The following is an 18,447-nucleotide window of genomic DNA, read 5'->3' on the forward strand; positions in this document are numbered from 1 at the left end:
TGTAGAAAACCTCACCCTGACTGGAACGACAGCTATTAACGGTACAGGGAACGCAGGTAATAATATTCTCACAGGTAACGGTGGCAATAATACCCTCAACGGTGGAGATGGGAACGATACCCTCAATGGTGGTGCGGGCATTGATACCTTAATTGGTGGTACAGGTAATGATATTTATGTTGTTGATAGCACAACAGATGTGATTACAGAAGTAGCCAGTCAAGGTACGGATACCATTCGATCTAGCGTCACTTTCACCTTAGCTAACCTAGCCACTGTAGAAAACCTCACCCTGACTGGAACGACAGCTATTAACGGTACAGGGAACGCAGGTAATAATATTCTCACAGGTAACGGTGGCAATAATACCCTCAACGGTGGAGATGGGAACGATACCCTCAATGGTGGTACAGGTAATGATATTTATGTTGTAGACAGCACAACAGATGTGATTACAGAAGTAGCCAGTCAAGGTACGGATACCATTCAATCTAGCGTCACTTTCACCCTAGCTAACCTAGCCACTGTAGAAAACCTCACCCTGACTGGAACGACAGCTATTAACGGTACAGGGAACGCAGGTAATAATATTCTCACAGGTAACAGTGGCAATAATACCCTCAACGGTGGAGATGGGAACGATACCCTCAATGGTGGTGCAGGCATTGATACCTTAATTGGTGGTGCAGGTAATGATATTTATGTTGTAGACAGCACAACAGATGTGATTACAGAAGTAGCCAGTCAAGGTACGGATACCATTCAATCTAGCGTCACTTTCACCCTAGCTAACCTGGCCACTGTAGAAAACCTCACCCTGACTGGAACGACAGCTATTAACGGTACAGGGAACGCAGGTAATAATATTCTCACAGGTAACGGTGGCAATAATACCCTCAACGGTGGAGATGGTAACGATACCCTCAGTGGTGGTGCGGGCATTGATACCTTAATTGGTGGTGCAGGTAATGATATTTATGTTGTAGACAGCACAACAGATGTGATTACAGAAGTAGCCAGTCAAGGTACGGATACCATTCAATCTAGCGTCACTTTCACCCTAGCTAACCTGGCCACTGTAGAAAACCTCACCCTGACTGGAACGACAGCTATTAACGGTACAGGGAACGCAGGTAATAATATTCTCACAGGTAACGGTGGCAATAATACCCTCAACGGTGGAGATGGTAACGATACCCTCAGTGGTGGTGCGGGCATTGATACCTTAATTGGTGGTACAGGTAATGATATTTACGTTGTAGACAGCACAACAGATGTGATTACAGAAGTAGCCAGTCAAGGTACGGATACCATTCGATCTAGCGTCACTTTCAGCCTAGCTAACCTGGCCGATGTAGAAAACCTCACTCTGACTGGAAGTACAGTTATTAACGGTACAGGGAACGCAGGTAATAATATTCTCACAGGTAACAGTGGCAATAATACCCTCAACGGTGGAGATGGGAACGATACCCTCAATGGTGGTGCAGGCATTGATACCTTAATTGGTGGTGCAGGTAATGATACTATCTCTGGAGGAGTCGGATCAGACACTATAACTGGAGGACTAGGCACAGATCGCTTTGTCTACTCTAATTTTAATGATTCCCTGTTAGCTGCACCCGATCGCATCATTGATTTTAATCCGGGAGAGAGCGATCGCATAGCCCTAGCTGCACTTCCCACCAGTCTTTTTAATGCTGGCGTTTTCTCAACCGCTACTACATTAAGTGCTGCGGCGATCGCTGCTTATGCTGATGCTAATCCCAATCTTACTGGAACACAATCTTTAGCTGCTAACCAAGCTGTATTCTTTGGTTGGAATGGTGGTACTTATCTATCAGTTAATGATAGTCTTGCTGCTTTTAATTCTAGCAATGACCTATTAATTAATGTCACAGGTATAACTGGCACAATAGCTACTGGTTTATTAACTACAAACAACTACTTTTCTCTATAGTTTGCCTAACTTACAGCATCTTTCATCTATTTAAACGACACTTTGTTTGATGACTTCCTTTTCGCAAAAGAAAAACCCTGTTTCATTTACCTGAAAATTGCTGTCAGGTTAAAGTAAACTAACACATCTCAGTATTTGCCAAGTTTACCTTACCTAAACCTTATTTACAAGCTGTGGATAAAATCAGTTGGAGATACAGCAGTTTAGAGGTTTATGAGGTACAGTAGCCAATTGAACTTCAAGTTTTAAAACCAACTGTTAAAATTGGTGTACCTCATTTACTTCAAAAGTGCTGTAATATTCCGAGTGAAGTGTATTTTACCTAAATTGAATTTCTCAACTTGAGCAATTTTTATATTTAAGTTGCTTGTGTTGTCTAGCTTGTAGCACTAGGAGCGATCACTATTTGACCTGTCCGAAAAAGATGTAGGGACAATTCATGAATTGTCCCTAACAAGGGTTTCAGGTTACGCATATTCAATTTTCGGAGATATCTATTCTTGTAGGTTTAGTGTAGATGTAAAAAATATTAGGATCATAAAATTTAGCTGGTTAACAACTTACTTAACTCCTTGTGTTATGAAGGCAATAAAAAAAGTCCGCAGGTGCGGACTATGGACATTGGATAAGGTTAAGTTGTCACCAAGAGAGCCTACAAGATGTTAGACTTACTTTGTATTTTTGCTGCAAAAATATGAAAAATCAATACTCTAACTGTAAATCTTGAGACATAATAGCAGTAATTATGTCTGAGAAATAACACATTTTCTAGTTTATGTAGTTGCTAAGAATTTAATCTTGACATAAGAGTGCATTTAAACATCAAAAACTTGAGACAAAATTCCTGTAATTTTGTCTGTAATTGTGTGGTCATTCAGGAGTGAAGATTGAGGAGTAAAGATGTTGAAAATATTGGTTAAGTTAAAAAGCTGACTGCTGAGTAGTAAGATGATAAAAAACCCCATAAGTCATGACTTATGAGGTCTAAAGATTTTTAGGCACAGTTGAGGGCAATACCAGGATGATCATCAGTGAGAGTAGGTCATGTCTCTGCTGATAAAACCGTGGCAAAGTTTGCTCGTGTCTGCAACTTATAACCTAAAAGCCCACAGGTCAATTACTGGAATACTCTACCAAACATAATCAAAGATATGTAGCCAAATTGGCTTTTTTTAACTTGTGGGTGCTAATAATTATGAGGAAGACTTAACTATTTGGGGTATACCAACTAACTGGTATAGCTTATCTTCAAATTTTTGGCTACATACTGACCAATCAAACTCTAAGATAGAAGGACGAGCTTGTGCGGATAATTGGGCTTTGAGTTCAGGATTTTGCAGTATTGCAATTATCTTCTCGGCGAAATCTTGGGCGTTGTTGGGTTGAGCTAGAAAACCATTATAACCAACTGTTACTTGTTCAGTGGTTGAGGGAGCCATAGCGGCGACTACAGGAGTTCCTGATGCTAAAGCTTCGTTATTTGTAGTGCAGAAGTTTTCCGTTACTGAAGGGTTAATAAAAACATCTGCTCTAGCAAACCATCCTAAAAGTTCAGTACCGTGGGACTCACCCCAAAGCGTTACACCGTGGAGGAATTTTTGAGCGCGACGACGAATTTCTTGATCTAATGGACCGCTACCAACGATGACTAAATGGACATCAGGAATTTGAGCAGCTATCAAGGGATAAGCATCTAAAAGTTGTGTGACATTTTTCTCGGCAGTGATGCGTCCTACAAATAAAATTGTCGGTCTTTTATCGTTAGGAATTGGATCATAACAGATGTTGCGGGGATGGAATTTTTCACAGTTAATTCCTTGATAGGGGACGTATTCACCGCGTAGACATTCTAGTTTTTGGTACTTGGAAAGTTGTTCCCTAGAAGAAAATATATTGAGGGTGTAAGCATTACTAAATTGCTTAACTAATAATGGAATTATGGGACGCATCAATCCGAATAGGAAATCACCTAAATAATATCGGATATAGGCAACGATATCGGTATGAAAAACGGAGATGATGGGTGTTTTAGTACGTTTCGCATAATCAACTCCTACAGGTCTGCCATAACCTTGCAGAAAAACTGAATATAGCCCTCTCATTTGGGCTGCTTCTTCAACTACAATGATATCAGGTTGAAACTTTTCTAGTAATTGAGTATCGCTCCAATGACGATAGTTTAGAGGTTGGGGCAGAGATTTATAGAATATTAGCGGTTCTGTGGGAAAAGCATAGGAGGAAAAGTTGGCAAAAGATTCTAGTTCTTCTAGTCCTGCCATTGGACGTTTCCCAACTTGTTTACTGAACTTATTATTGATTTGTGGGTGAATAAGAAAAACTTCGTGTCCTTGTTCAAGTAACCAATGGACGCGCTGATGTACAGCAACGGATACTCCTGTTAAGAAAGGAGAATATAAGCCAGTAAATAAGGCAATGCGGAGGGTTTGTTTTGTCATTTTTGTTTCAATGATTTTAGTGCTGGTTTCAGGATTTACGCAGCAACTATGATGAAACTTTTGGTTTTTGCGCTGATAATTAATAAAATTCCCAATTATAATTCCCAATCAAATTACAGACAAGCTTCTGAATTTCTATCAAGAGTATGACTAGAGAGAAATTTTCGGATCAATTGGTTGATCTAACCATTGATAAGGATGATATTCAACTAAGCGAATATGCCAGGGACTTTGAATTTTATAGGTAAGTCCTCGCCATGTCACTGTTGACATCCCCAGAGAAGATAACATTGCTAAACCATAAACCCATTGTGTTAAAGGAATAGCAATGAACATTTTGAGGATGTTGGTGAGTGAAATTTCTGGAATTGGTTGTCCTTGAGAGCGAATTATTTCTTGTACTCCTAGTTCCATGACTAGCATTAACAAGAGTAATCCAATTGTGTAGATGCTATAGGATTTAAATAAGGAAAATGCTGTATTCCATTCTGTGGCTAAAAACAATCCTAAAGCTAAGAAAATGGTGAGGGTAGGAAAGAGAATACTGGAAACTGCATCACTGACTAATGCTAACCAATTGGGGTGATAAAGTCGAGAACAAAGTATTAAGCGTTGGAGAGATGGAAATAAAGTAGATAAATTGCTTTCTTCTCGGTTTACCATTAACAAAGAAGGGACAAATTTAATTTTCCATCCGTGTTTTTTGATGACTTTGTGTAGGAGCATATCGTCACCAAATGCTTCTCCCCATTTTTCCAGTATTTCTGTTTGTTGGAGGAGTTGTTTTTTAATTGCTAAACTCCCACCCCACGGAACTTGAAAGAGGAACATTTGCACGACAGTAGAAACGTTACCAGCGTAGCGTATTAAAGAACCCCAATATTTTCCTGTGGGTACATACCAACGGTTTCCTGTTGTGATTCCCACTTTTTCATCGGTGAGGGGACTAACTAATTCTCTTAACCAATTTTTGTGGACGATGGTATCAGCATCTACTAAGGCAATTACTTGGTAAGAGTCATCTAAATCGGAAACTGCTTGTACTAAAGAACTGCATTTGAGACTACAATTATGACGTACTGTTCTGAGGGTGCTAATTTGGAAATTAGTGGCTTTAGTTTCAGCGATGACTTCTTTGGCAATTTTAAAAGCTGGATCTTCTGGACTATCAATGATCAGCTTTAAATCGTACTCTGGGTAGTTTTGATTTAAGAGCGATCGCACACAATTAGGTAAAAATGGATCAGCACCTCGTAAACAAAGAATTACTGCCGTTTTTGGTAGTTGGTTATCTGATAAGAATGGTTGTTTATAGGTTCGCAAATACCATAAAAATATTAGCATTAAACATACCTGAATTACCAGCCAACCTATCAAAGAATTAGACAGAAATGCGGTCAAATCTTTCATTAGTCATTAGTCATGGGGAATAGGGAATAGGGAATAAGGAATAGGTAATAGGTAATAGGTAATAGGTAATAGGTAATAGGTAATTGGTAATAGGTAATTGGTAATTGGTAATGGGGAGGTAAATAACCCAATCACCAGTCACCAGTCACCAGTCACCAGTCACAAATCACCAATTACTTATGGATCAAGGGAATATTTCATGTTGATGTTAATGGTGGTATTTTTAGTCATTTTAAAACTGGCTTGTTTAAATTTTGGTGTACCAGTTTGGATAGAGACAATGGGATTTCTGGAAATGCCAAAACCTTCTGTAGGAATACCAAAAAAGTCTTTATTGAGTTTGCGATCGCCATTTTGATCATCAACTACTGCTACTGCATAAGTTCCTGGTTTTAAACCAGAAAATACTTTTTTCACAGAACTACCAGTAATTTTAGTGCAGCCACTTTGAACTTCACTAGAACTACTCATAGGAAAGCCTTTTTCAGAGTTATAAATTCGGAAACAAATTTCACCTGTTTTGTTACTTATTCCATTCACGACTACAGTTAATGCCGTGGTAGTTTGTGCATGGGCAGTGTTAGCACAACTGAAACTTAAAACAGTCGCCAGCAATAGATAAGAAAGGCGAGATATTTTCAACATAAGCTGTGAGATATAGCTTGTGGATTAATTGCTTAAATATTCATTGGACAAACTTAAATTACTGTTAGTTTTGGTTTTGTGGGAACGCAAAATTTTAGCAGCCATCCACAAATCTTTAAGCAATAAAGATTCTGTTCCAGATAGCTTTTTAACAATAATCAAATAACACAATATTTGCTCATATAAATTCAGTGAACTTTGACTGACTGAAAGTAAATATTCTTTGAGAATGCGCCAATGGGGAAATAAAAGTTTGCCTTTGTTACCTGAATCAAACCAAATTGAATACTCATAGAAATCTGGTAACATATCTAATGAATATTGAGGATCTTTCTGAGTAAAAGACAGGTAACTTGGAAAAAACATACTCAAAGATTGTTGGGGATGAATCCTGGCAAAAAATAAGTATTCGGGAATTTCATAAAACTGGCCAACTGTACCAAGTCTTAATAATAAAATTCCATCTGCATTGCCATAACCACCCATAGGAGTGATTTTTTGTAAGGAACTTTTGCGAATGACTCCATACATTTGATAACAGAGATGTTTAGTGAGTAATTCTTCAAATCTGATCTGTGTTTTTTCTGAGTTAGTATTGAGTTTAATTTCATAGTTTTGGAAAAAATTACCCTGTTCATCAATCAGATATGTGTGGGAATGGCATAAGATATAATGTGGATTTTCCTCAAGTACCTGTATACATTTACTGAGAAAATCAGGAGCGTGTAAATCGTCGTAAGCTGCCCATTTAAAGTATTCACTATTCGATAATTCAAAAACGCGGTTAAAATTACAAGCGCAACCGATATTAGTAGGATTACGATAGTAACGAATGCGATGATCTTGTGCAGCGTAATTTCTACAAATTTCTTCAGTATTATCTGTGGAAGCGTTATCTGAAATAATTAACTCAAAATCACTAAATGTCTGATTTAGCAGAGAATCTAGAGACTGTTTTATAAATTTTTCGCCGTTGTATACAGGTAATCCAATACTTAATTTTGCTTGAGGTTTATACATACGCCATTCCCGACAAAAATATATTACTGAGTAAGCATTCAGCCGTCAGTTATCAGCTATGTAAATGAAAGATTGAAATAAAAAGAATCAAAAGAAATAGATGTAGATAACATTCCTGAACTAAAAACGCCTGAATCCTGGCTATGGGCTGATTACTGATAGCTGAATACTTACATTACTGATTACTTATTTCATCAATTTTTGGATGTCGGTTTTTTGTAACCATTGATGAGTACGTTTCATGCCTTCTTCTAAATCAACTTTGGGTTTATAGTTTAATAAACTTGTAGCTTTAGCAATAGAATAAGCATAAGGACGACTCATAAAGTCTACTGACTCTGGGAGGATATCAGCTTTTTTGCGAAATAGTTTTTGTCCTTGGTTACGCACTTTAAGAAACAATTTCATTTCTTCCTTAGGCAAGGACATGGGAGCAGGTAAACCTTCCATTGCTGCGAGGTGAATAAAATATTCTTTCCAAGAAGTTTTTTCACCATCTGTAATATTAAATATTTCGCCATAAGCTTCTTTTTCTATTGCTAAAAAGATGGCATCAATTAAGTTATCAACATAAAGATGATTCATCACACCTTTACCATCATTGGCATAGGCAAATAATTTTTGACGCATCATTAATACTGGGCGCACTATCCAAGGAATACTACCCGGACCATAAACATCTCCAGCGCGAATTATGATCACTCCAAAATCTGGGGATGAGTTAAGTTTTAAAACTTCTGTTTCTGCTTCAATTTTAGTTTGACAATAGGGGTTATTATCACTAGATAATGTTCCTATTTCGGCAATATTATCGCTATAGTTAAAGCCATAAACTAAGACAGTGGAAAGATGAACAAATGTTTTCACACCTGCTTGTTTAGCAGCTTTAGCTATGTTGACAGTACCTCCTACATTAATTTCTCGAAAACTTTTAATGTCTCCTGCTTCTTCTGCTAGTTGGGCAGTGTGTAAAATAATGTCTACTCCCTGACAAGCTTTTTGGGCTATTTTATCGTCAGTGATGCTACCAACAATAATTTCTACTCCTAAGTTTTGGAGGTTTTTATCCTGTACTTGAGAAGTTTGTAAACCTTTGACTTTCATGCCTTGAGATATTGCTAATTCTGCTGCACGAGAGCCAATAAATTCGTCAGTGCCGGTAATGAGAATGGTTTTGTTTTTGATGTCCATAGTATTGATTAGTGAATATTCTGAGTTAATTTATTGACGATTTAGAAAATATCTGCTGGATCTGCGGAGCGCAGTTTATTAATTGCTAATGCGCCGGAAGTGATGCAAATCAAAACTGTAGAGGTAAGAACAAGTATGGCATTATTAGAAGTCATCACGATGGGTAATTTAGTTGCTTCCATAGCAAAATCATATAAAGCAACTGAAATAATAAATCCTGGGAAATAAGCTAGTAAAGCTAGAATGAGTGCCTGTTGAAAAACTACATTTAATAAATAGCCATTGGCATAACCGATAGCTTTTAAGGTGGCGTAGGCAATAAATTGGGTAGCAATATTGCTATAAAGAATTTGATAAACAATGACTACGCCAACGACAGAAGCCATTGTCAACATTAAGTTTAAAATAAAGCCAATGGGTGTTCTAGAAGCCCAATATTCTTTTTCAAAATCAATGAATTGTTGACGGGTGAAAATCTGGACATCATTAGGTATATTGTCCCGCAAGTTTTTTAACACTTCTTTGGGATCAACACCTGGTTTCAGTTTAACAATACCTACATCTATTTTTTCTGATGGACGTACAAGGGGATTGATTTTTACAAAAGTTGAGTCACTGACAATTAAATTGCCATCGACACCAAAGGAGGGACCTAAACTAAATAAACCCCCTACTCTGACTCGATAACCTTGCAAGGCATCAAATGCGAAAATTTCTATTTTTTGTTCTGTATTTCCTCTCTCAAAATTTTTGGCTATGGGACCAAATTCAGGGCGTGAGGATCTGTCAAATAACATGACATCAGGAATTTTGAGTTTATCTAAATTCTCCTGCACTTCGGGAATATTCATCACTGGTCTACCGGGGTCAAAACCAATGACATAAATAGAATATTTCTCGCCTGTTTCTGGATTTTTTAGCTTTGCAAATTGCAAATACATCGGGCTAACTGATTCTACACCATTAAACCCTAATGTTTGATATAAACGATTGCGATTAAAACTTTGATTTGAGGTCAAAGATTTGTATTGAGAACTAACTAAAAATAAGTCTCCTTTGAGATTTTGATGTACTGCTGTAGCACTAGAATAAAGTGCATCTTGGAAACCAAGTTGAATAAACATCAGCAGCACAATAAAGGCTATTCCGGCTACAGCGACAACAAAACGGAGTTTTTGCTGGGCTAACTGTAGCCATGCTAAAGGTATTTTGATGGTCATATATTTTGTTTTTAGTTATTAGTCATTAGTCATTAGTCATTAGTCATTAGTTAATTCTACCCAATCACCAATCACCAGTCACCAGTCACCAATCACCTACTAATGACTAAATCTGAATAGCAACGTCTACCTGCAAGTTAGTTAAACGAGATACTTTTTGGCTGTCTGCTGGTTTATCAATGGCGATTTTTACTTCGACAATTCTGCGATCTGTATCTGAGTTGGGGTTAAGACTAAAGATGCTTTGTTTGTCAATTTGCCAGCCAATTTCTTTGACTGTTCCCTGTAGTTTTCCTGAAAATGCAGCACTGGTAAGATTAGCTTTTTGTCCAACTCTCACTTTTTGAATATCTGTTTGATAAACTTCAGCAATGACATTCATTTCTGAGGTTTTACCAAGTTCTGCAAAACCAGAAGTTGCTATTACTTCGCCATTTTTGGCATGAATTTTTAATACTCTGCCATCTATGGGGGATTTGATGTAAGTTAATTCGTGATCTGCTTTGGCTTGTTGAACGGCAGTTTCTGCACTTTTAACTTCACTTTCAGCTAATGCCACATCTACACTACGTACTTCTTTGATGCTGTTGAGTTTGGCAGTTGCTTCTTGAATTTGATCTTGTAAGGTGTTTTTGGTTCTTTGCAGTGTCGCTTTTGCTTCTGTTAATTGTTGTTGGGCTGTTTTTAGTTGTAAAGTTTTGGCATCAGCAATGGAAGCAGAAATTGCGCCATCTTTGTATAATTTCTGATAGCGATCGCTCTCTTTTTGAGCATTTTCTACTTCAGCTTGAATGCGGTTAATTGTCGCGTTTTGTACTGCAATTTCACCTTTTAATTGTGATTCTAACCGAGTAATTGTTGCTTTTTGAGCGTTAATATCTCCAGGTTTTGCTCCAGCTTTTACCTGTGCTAGTTTAGATTTAGCAACTAATAATTTATCAAAAGCTTGTTTGATTGCAGTTTTTGAACGTTCATAGTTTTCTAAATAAGCTAATGTTTGTCCTGCTGTTACTTCATCCCCTTCTGCTACTAATAGTTTTTCTACACGCACACCGTTGATGGAATTAGGAGCAGATAAATAAGTAATTTCCCCTTGGGGTTGTAGTCTTCCTAAAGCAGTGACAGCAAATTTTACAGGAGTGGGTTGAGGGGATGGGTTTTCAGTAGCGGGAAGTGGAGAATTAGATTTTCCCCTTAATTGAGAAAAACTGTAGAAAGATCCTAAACCAGCAGTTAACGCAGTTGCAACTACTAGAATAATTTTCCACTGCTTGGTAGCTTTTTTTAATAGTTGGCTTTCTTTATTTACTGCCATATTTTTATTCCCGTTATTTTTGCTCAGGTATAGTTTTAATAGCGAAAATTACCTAAAATAACTTATCCTTTATAATCTGACGTTTAGCTAATGGATAAGTCGCATTACTTGTGTGTATGAATTGTTGTGATAGTTTATAGCAATCTTTACAGGTAACAAGATAAACAGGAAAATCAACAGTGATTGAACTCGGTGATTTAGCTTGCAATTATCATCAGTTTTATCTTTAATTAGCCTTTGATAAAGTAGCGAGAAATACAAGATAGCTAACTAAAAATTTTGTGTTTCCGATAGAACGATTTTCCAGAGAAGTAAATCAAGAAATCTGTAAAAGTTCAATCTAATTCTGCCAAAAAAAATGAATTTTGTCAACAAAGTAAATGGACTTATTTGTTATTGTTACTGAAAATAACTCAAATAATATATTTTCTTGAAAACATGACATAAGAGGTTTATGAATCAACTGTGACATCTGTAGTTTTGTGATCAAATAACGATTGATGTTGTCAAAATATAAAGATTCCATCACAAGTTGCTCCTGTGGTCTTAATACGATTAATTACAGCTACTAAATTAAGATTTGCTTTATAAATAACCAATTTGAGTAACAAACTGAGTTATCTTATAAATTCATCAAATACCACAGCCTAATTATCATGTTTCTCTGAGAAAAAGATATTTATGTTCAAATCAATAATGTGTCTATTTAATGATTTGTTACTGACAAGACAGTTGCTCTAAAATTCATGATAATGCCAGCGTAAATGACAAGAACACACCTAAAACAAAACTTTTATTGTGCAAATTCAAGTAAGGTGCTATACTATGATACCGATAGAATATTGAAAAGTGAGTTCATGAGCCAAAAATATTTTTCAAAACTTACTTTCTGTGAACTATTCTATTTTTTCAAATTGTGTTATTCTTTGTATTAATTCAATAATGAAAAGCAGCAAGTCAATTATTCAATTAGTTGCAAGTAAAAAGGAAAAAATACCTTAACGAAGGCAGGAGGCAGTGGTTCGACACTTCGAGCGTGCTCAGTGCATCGCTTCGCTCTCCAACCGGAGGCAGGAGACCGTTTTTGTAACGGGGATTTATATCCCGCTCCAATAAATTTTCGCCTTAAAAAGCGAAGTTTTAAACCCGATTGTTTCGATAAACAAACTCTGTTCTTATCTCGATAAAACCGTTTAAGTATTTTTTCACATTGTATGGATTTAGAGTCAAGGTGATGTTATTTCTGTAACGAGTTTGGCAGCTTTTATTGGTTGAATGTCATAAAATATATTAACTTATTTTGCTAATCACTGGTAATTTAATGCTCACACAAATGCTGACATCATATCTACTGTGATTAGACAATTAACCAATTTACTAACCAATTAGTAACCAAACAAGTTCAGAAAATTTTACCAGTTTCTACAATATCCTGAGTTCTTTGGATTGAGTTTTCTAAATCCTGCTGTCTTTTCTCACACACGCCAGTTTTTACTGATAATGTCTCTAAACAAACAAGAAAAGGAAAGACAACATTGTATAGTATCGTTTCAGGTTTATAGTGTTAGCCAATTACATCAAAACACCAAAGAATCCAATTATTAAAATGGGAAATCAAGGCAGTATTTACCGTGTGGTGTTAATGGATGAAAATGCCTGATTTCTTACACAGCTAAATCAAGAAATACTGGTAAGAAAAAAATGGGTCTATGATTTGTAAGCCACAGACGTTTCCGTAAATTCTGTTGCTCAACAATTAACAATCCTCAAAATTACTCTATGCCATGATGTCTGCTGATTCAATTAATACTGCCTTGGCAGAGTTAGAGAGCCTTATTAACAGTTGTGAAAAGGATTTGATTAGGTTTATAGAGGAAAGAAAAATGAAGTCAGAAAATCAAATGTCAACTCACAAAATTAACAGACAATTGCAACAAAATCCTATTGCTATTGTGGGGATGGCTTCTCTATTGCCACAAGCTAGAAACCTAAGACAATACTGGTCAAATATTGTTAATAAAGCTGACTGTATTACTGATGTTCCTGAAACCCATTGGAGCGTCAAAGATTACTACGATCCTAACCCCAGAACTCCAGAAGATAAAACCTATTGTAAACGTGGTGGTTTTCTTCCTGAAGTTGATTTTAACCCGATGGAATTTGGGATTCCTCCCAGCATTTTAGAAGTTACTGATGTCTCGCAACTATTAAGTTTAGTAGTTGCTAAAGAAGCAATGGAAGATGCTGGTTATGGTGAATCTCGTGATTTTAACCGGGAGAATGTGGGGGTTATTTTAGGTGTGGCAATGGCTAAACAATTGGGTATGCCATTATCAGCCAGATTAGAATATCCTGTGTGGGAAAAAGTTCTTAAAAGTAGCGGTTTATCTGACGAAGATACTCAGAAAATAGTCGAAAAAATTAAGAGTGCTTACGTTAAATGGGATGAAAACGCATTCCCTGGAATGTTAGCAAATGTTGTGGCTGGACGTATTGCCAACCGTCTCAATTTTGGCGGTATGAATTGTGTAGTTGATGCTGCTTGTGCTAGTTCCTTTGGTGCTTTAAAAATGTCCATTAGTGAACTGGTAGAACATCGCAGCGATATGATGTTAACCGGTGGTGTGGATACCGATAACACCATCATGGCTTACATTTCTTTTAGCAAAACTCCGGCGGTTTCTCCTAGCGAAAATGTCAAACCTTTTGATGCAAAATCAGATGGGATGATGTTAGGTGAAGGTATCGCTATGTTAGTTCTCAAACGCTTAGAAGATGCCCAAAGAGATGGCGATAAAATCTATGCTGTAATTAAAGGTATTGGTACTTCTAGCGATGGTCGCTATAAGAGTATTTATGCACCACGAAAAGAAGGACAAGTTAAAGCCTTAGAACGTGCTTATAATGATGCTGGTTTTTCGCCGGCAACTGTGGGTTTAATGGAAGCTCACGGTACGGGAACAATGGCGGGAGATCCTACAGAATTTGCTTCTTTACACAGTTTCTTTAGTCAATATGATAACAAGAAACAGCATATTGCTTTAGGTAGTGTAAAATCCCAAATTGGACATACAAAAGCCGCCGCAGGTGCAGCAAGTTTAGTGAAAACTGCCCTAGCTTTACACCACAAGATTTTACCACCAACTATCAATATTACTGAACCAAATCCGAAGCTTGATATTGAAAATTCTTCATTTTATTTAAACACTGAAACTAGACCTTGGATACGTGCAGCAGGTGAAGATCCAAGACGTGCGGGTGTCAGTTCCTTTGGTTTTGGTGGCACTAATTATCACGTAGTTTTGGAAGAATATCAAGGGGAGCAACAAGAGGCTTATCGTTTACATAATGTGGCAAGTGAAATGTTATTATTTGCTACCAATCCTAGTGAATTAATCAATAAGTTAGAAGCAAATTTTAATAACTTGCAATCTAGCGATGGTGATAGATATTATTCACAATTGGTTCTCGAATCTCAATCTCTAAGTATTCCTAAGACTGCGGCGAGAATTGGTTTTGTAGCCGAGAATAAAGCAGAGGCTTGTAAGTTACTCAAAGTTAGTATTGACTTACTGAAAAATAAACAATCTGCAACTTCTTGGGAACATCCACAGGGTATTTATTACCGTGCTTCTGGGATAGAATTAGCTGGAAAAGTTGTGGCTTTATTCTCTGGTCAAGGTTCTCAATACCTAGAAATGGGTAGAGAGGTGGTGATGAATTTCCCAACTTTAAGAAGGTTGTATGGGTTGATGGATGGGTTGTTAAATAAAGATAATTTGCAGCCTATTTCGGAAGTTGTTTTCCCTCATCCAACTTTTAATGAAGCGGAGAAAAACGAGCAAATTGCAGCTTTACAAAGAACAGAATATGCACAGCCGGCAATTGGTGTTTTTAGTGCTGGTTTGTATTCTATTTTCCAACAAGCTGGGTTTCAATCTGATTTTACCGCCGGTCATAGTTTTGGTGAATTAACCGCTTTGTGGGCTGCGGGAGTGTTGAGTGAAGAAGATTATTTGTACTTGGTTAAGTCTAGAGGTCAAGCGATGGCTGCACCGAAAGATCCTGATCATGATGCAGGTAGTATGTTAGCGGTGAAAGAAGATATCAGCAAAGTTGAAGCAGTGCTGAAGAACTTCCCGAAAATTGCGATCGCTAATTTCAATTCTCCCACTCAAATTGTTTTAGCTGGTCCTACTGCGGAAATTCAGAAAATTCACCAGAAGTTTCAAGAGTTAGGATATGGTGCTGTTCCTTTGCCAGTATCCGCCGCGTTCCACACACCTTTAATTGCCTTTGCTCAAAAATCCTTTGCCATTGCAACAAAATCTGTATCCTTCCAAAATCCCAAAGTTCCTGTTTTCAGTAACGTTACTGGTAAACAATATCCTCAAGAACCATCCGCCATTCAAAGAGTATTAGAAAGTCATCTTTCTAGCTCAGTTCACTTCAAACAAGAGATAGAAAATATCTATGCTGCCGGTGGTTATTGCTTCGTAGAATTTGGACCAAAACGCATTCTTACCAACTTGGTAAAAGATATTTTGGGTGAGCGTCCACATATTACTATATCTCTCAATCCTAGCACCCAGAAAAATAGCGATCGCTCTCTCAGAGAAGCAGCAGTACAACTGCGTGTAATTGGTATGACTTTAGGTAATCTTGACCCCTACCAACTACCAGAAACATTACCCACCAAAGAAACCAAAAAAGCCTTAAACGTTAAATTAAGAGGCATTAACTACGTTTCCGATAAAACCAAAAATGCCTTTACCGAAGCACTTAATGATGGTTTCAAAATTCAAGGAGTGCAAGAAATTAAAGAATCTCGGAATTTAGAAGAATCTAAGATTTTAGAAGTTAAAAATTCTGCAACTTCTATAACTCCTGTAACTTCTGTAACTTCTTTCAGCAACGGAAACGGAAATGGTAACGGTAACGGTAACGGCAACAAGAAAACACCAGTAATTACTTCTTTGCAAACAGTTTCTCAGATGAATCCTGCTACACCTGTAAATTTAAATCCAGCCACCAAAGAACAATTATCTAAAGTGCCTTATGCGCTGGCAGAGAGTCTAGGAGGGAATATGGAAACACCAGATAAAAACACCAACTTTCAACAGGTTTTGGAAAGTTTAGAAAACCTCCTCAACCAGTTTCAAAATAATCAAAGTGATAACTTAGAAATTCACGGCACATATTTAAATCATCAAATGGAATATGCGAAAACATTTTTCCAATTGATGCAGCAACAAAACGCCCTGTTAATGAACAGTCAAGCTGCCGAAACTGCCCAAATTAAACAATCAATCATGGAAAGTTTCGAGCGCAGCATGGTGCAATTTCACAACCAACAAGCCGAAACTCTCCGCATCCATGAACAATATTTGCGGGAACAAGTAGAATACACCAAAAACTTCTTCCAGCTTATTCAACAAGAATATTCATTACTAATTGACGCTACAGAAACCGCACCTGTCATTCCCCCACAATTTACCGAAACACACACCCAAAGTCTACGGGAATTTATCCCCCAAAACCCAGAACCAACTATTACAGAAACAGTTGTTACTCCTGTTAACAAAATAGTAGAAACTCCTGAACCAGTAATAGAACCTATAACTCAAACTGCACCTGTAATAGAACAAGTTCCCATTACAAAAATTGCTGAACCTGTAATAGAAAATAAACCCGAACCAGTTGCACCTGTAGCATTAATTTCTGAGCCAACAAAACCCGCAGTTAATATTGATGAACTAGGTAAAAATCTCCTAGCAATTACTAGCGAAAAAACAGGTTATCCCATCGAAATGTTAGAATTTGACATGGACATGGAAGCCGACCTGGGAATTGACTCCATCAAACGGGTAGAAATCTTAGGAGGATTGCAAGAATTATATCCTGATTTACCCAAACCAAACTTAGAAGAACTGGCAGAAAAACGCACCATCGGGCAAATAGTTGAATATCTAGTAAAACAGGTTACGGTTAACAGTTCAGAAGTAAAAAATGAGGTGAAAGGTGACAGTTTACAGGTGATAGAAGAGGTGACAGGTTACAGGTTACAGGTGACAGAAATAGAGGAAGTAAAACAAGATTTAGTCATTATTCCCCAGTCCCCAGTCCCCAGTACCAAACACCCGGATATAGCCGAAACCCTGTTAAGAATTACCAGTGAAAAAACAGGCTATCCAGTAGAAATGTTAGAACTAGACATGGACATGGAAGCTGACCTGGGAATTGACTCCATCAAACGGGTAGAAATATTAGGAGGAATGCAAGAAGCGTACCCCGATTTACCCAAACCAAACATCGAAGAATTAGGCGACCTGCGAACAATTGGACAGATAGTTAACTACCTCCAAAAACTGGTGGCAGGTGAAAAAAAAAAGCTTGATTCTTACCAGATAGAAACACAAACAGAAACAATAAAAAAAGTGGTGGACTTAACCCCACCACTACCAGCAGACCCAAATTTACCTCGTCGTCCAGCCAAACTCAAAACATTACCCAGACCTGATTTTTGGGAATATAAACTCCCAGAAGGACACATTGGATTAATCACAGATGACGGTTCTTTAACTACAACAAAATTAGCCCACGCGCTAATAGAAAAAGGTTGGAAAGTAGTAGTTTTGAGTTTCCCCCAATCAATAGTTCCAGAACAGTCACCATTACCAGTAGGAGTTACCCGCCTCACCTTAGCAAACATGAGTGAAGAACACCTACAACTACTACTGCAAAGTATAACTATTCAACATGGAAAGATTGGGGCATTTATTCACCTACATCCACAATTCACAACCGCAAATCTCGGCTATTCAGAAACAGAAAAAGCGATTGTCAAACACATCTTTTTAATGGCAAAACATCTCAAACAATCGCTGACCACAGCCGCCGAATTAGAAGGAAGAGTTAGCTTTTGTACAGTTGCCCATCTTGACGGTGCATTTGGATTAGACTACACAGAAAACTTCGGAATTATCGGCGCAGGATTATTTGGATTAACCAAGAGTTTGAGATGGGAATGGCCAAAAGTCTTCTTGAGAGCAATTGATTTACATCCCAACTTAGACCCACATCAATCAGCAGAATATATTGTGGGAGAATTGTACGATTCTAACCGATATATTGGTGAAGTTGGTTATAGCTCAAAGGGAAGAGTAACGCTTGTAGCTGAAGCCGAATAACCTGCAAGGTGGGCAATGCCCACCACACAAAGAAATTGTG

General features: G+C 37.5%; 10 protein-coding genes. 2 read left to right on the plus strand and 8 right to left on the minus strand.

From position 1 onward, the window contains the following. Window positions 1-1,960: calcium-binding protein (locus H6F45_RS21320; RefSeq protein WP_190348332.1), on the plus strand; the 1,960-nt coding region annotated here is incomplete at its 5' end. A 1,193-nt stretch (window positions 1,961-3,153) separates the two neighbouring features. Here the strand turns inward: H6F45_RS21320 and H6F45_RS21325 are convergent. The 8 genes from H6F45_RS21325 to H6F45_RS21355 all read right to left on the minus strand — a co-directional run bounded on the left by H6F45_RS21325 (window position 3,154) and on the right by H6F45_RS21355 (window position 11,217). Then, a complete protein-coding gene (locus H6F45_RS21325) occupies window positions 3,154-4,416 on the minus strand; it encodes a glycosyltransferase (RefSeq protein ID WP_190348333.1) in 1,263 nt (420 codons plus the stop codon). A 150-nt stretch (window positions 4,417-4,566) separates the two neighbouring features. Next, a complete protein-coding gene (locus H6F45_RS21330; RefSeq protein ID WP_190348334.1) occupies window positions 4,567-5,826 on the minus strand; it encodes a glycosyltransferase family 2 protein in 1,260 nt (419 codons plus the stop codon). Between the two features lie 10 nt (window positions 5,827-5,836). Beyond that, on the minus strand, window positions 5,837-5,968 hold the full coding sequence (locus H6F45_RS27115) for a hypothetical protein (RefSeq protein ID WP_277877011.1): 132 nt from the start codon (window positions 5,966-5,968) through the stop codon (window positions 5,837-5,839). Window positions 5,969-6,003: 35 nt separating this feature from the next. Then, window positions 6,004-6,471 carry a DUF2141 domain-containing protein gene (locus H6F45_RS21335; RefSeq protein ID WP_137666569.1) on the minus strand — a complete coding sequence of 156 codons (468 nt, stop codon included), beginning with the start codon at window positions 6,469-6,471 and terminating at the stop codon, window positions 6,004-6,006. A gap of 24 nt (window positions 6,472-6,495) precedes the next feature. Further along, window positions 6,496-7,491 carry a glycosyltransferase family 2 protein gene (locus H6F45_RS21340; protein WP_190348335.1) on the minus strand — a complete coding sequence of 332 codons (996 nt, stop codon included), beginning with the start codon at window positions 7,489-7,491 and terminating at the stop codon, window positions 6,496-6,498. A 186-nt stretch (window positions 7,492-7,677) separates the two neighbouring features. After that, window positions 7,678-8,682: an NAD-dependent epimerase/dehydratase family protein gene (locus H6F45_RS21345; protein ID WP_096572235.1), complete on the minus strand. Its 1,005-nt coding sequence runs from the start codon at window positions 8,680-8,682 to the stop codon at window positions 7,678-7,680. 41 nt (window positions 8,683-8,723) lie between these two features. Then, complete coding sequence (gene devC, locus H6F45_RS21350; protein WP_137666567.1) at window positions 8,724-9,902, minus strand: ABC transporter permease DevC; 1,179 nt, start codon at window positions 9,900-9,902, stop codon at window positions 8,724-8,726. Window positions 9,903-10,008: 106 nt separating this feature from the next. Then, window positions 10,009-11,217 carry an ABC exporter membrane fusion protein gene (locus H6F45_RS21355; protein ID WP_190348336.1) on the minus strand — a complete coding sequence of 403 codons (1,209 nt, stop codon included), beginning with the start codon at window positions 11,215-11,217 and terminating at the stop codon, window positions 10,009-10,011. 1,787 nt (window positions 11,218-13,004) lie between these two features. Here H6F45_RS21355 and H6F45_RS21360 point away from each other — a divergent pair. Next, window positions 13,005-18,407: a type I polyketide synthase gene (locus H6F45_RS21360; protein ID WP_190348345.1), complete on the plus strand. Its 5,403-nt coding sequence runs from the start codon at window positions 13,005-13,007 to the stop codon at window positions 18,405-18,407. The last annotated feature ends 40 nt before the right edge of the window (window positions 18,408-18,447 follow it).

The sequence above is a fragment of the Sphaerospermopsis sp. FACHB-1194 genome, from assembly GCF_014696235.1.
Taxonomy (GTDB): domain Bacteria; phylum Cyanobacteriota; class Cyanobacteriia; order Cyanobacteriales; family Nostocaceae; genus Sphaerospermopsis; species Sphaerospermopsis kisseleviana.

Bases quoted from the DNA above. Each gene is read 5' to 3' on its own strand.
- H6F45_RS21340 (WP_190348335.1), bottom strand. From the start codon at position 7,491: ATGTATAAACCTCAAGCAAAATTAAGTATTGGATTACCTGTATACAAC.
- devC (WP_137666567.1), bottom strand. From the start codon at position 9,902: ATGACCATCAAAATACCTTTAGCATGGCTACAGTTAGCCCAGCAAAAA.
- H6F45_RS21345 (WP_096572235.1), bottom strand. From the start codon at position 8,682: ATGGACATCAAAAACAAAACCATTCTCATTACCGGCACTGACGAATTT.
- H6F45_RS21355 (WP_190348336.1), bottom strand. From the start codon at position 11,217: ATGGCAGTAAATAAAGAAAGCCAACTATTAAAAAAAGCTACCAAGCAG.
- H6F45_RS21335 (WP_137666569.1), bottom strand. From the start codon at position 6,471: ATGTTGAAAATATCTCGCCTTTCTTATCTATTGCTGGCGACTGTTTTA.
- H6F45_RS21360 (WP_190348345.1), top strand. From the start codon at position 13,005: ATGTCTGCTGATTCAATTAATACTGCCTTGGCAGAGTTAGAGAGCCTT.
- H6F45_RS21330 (WP_190348334.1), bottom strand. From the start codon at position 5,826: ATGAAAGATTTGACCGCATTTCTGTCTAATTCTTTGATAGGTTGGCTG.
- H6F45_RS21325 (WP_190348333.1), bottom strand. From the start codon at position 4,416: ATGACAAAACAAACCCTCCGCATTGCCTTATTTACTGGCTTATATTCT.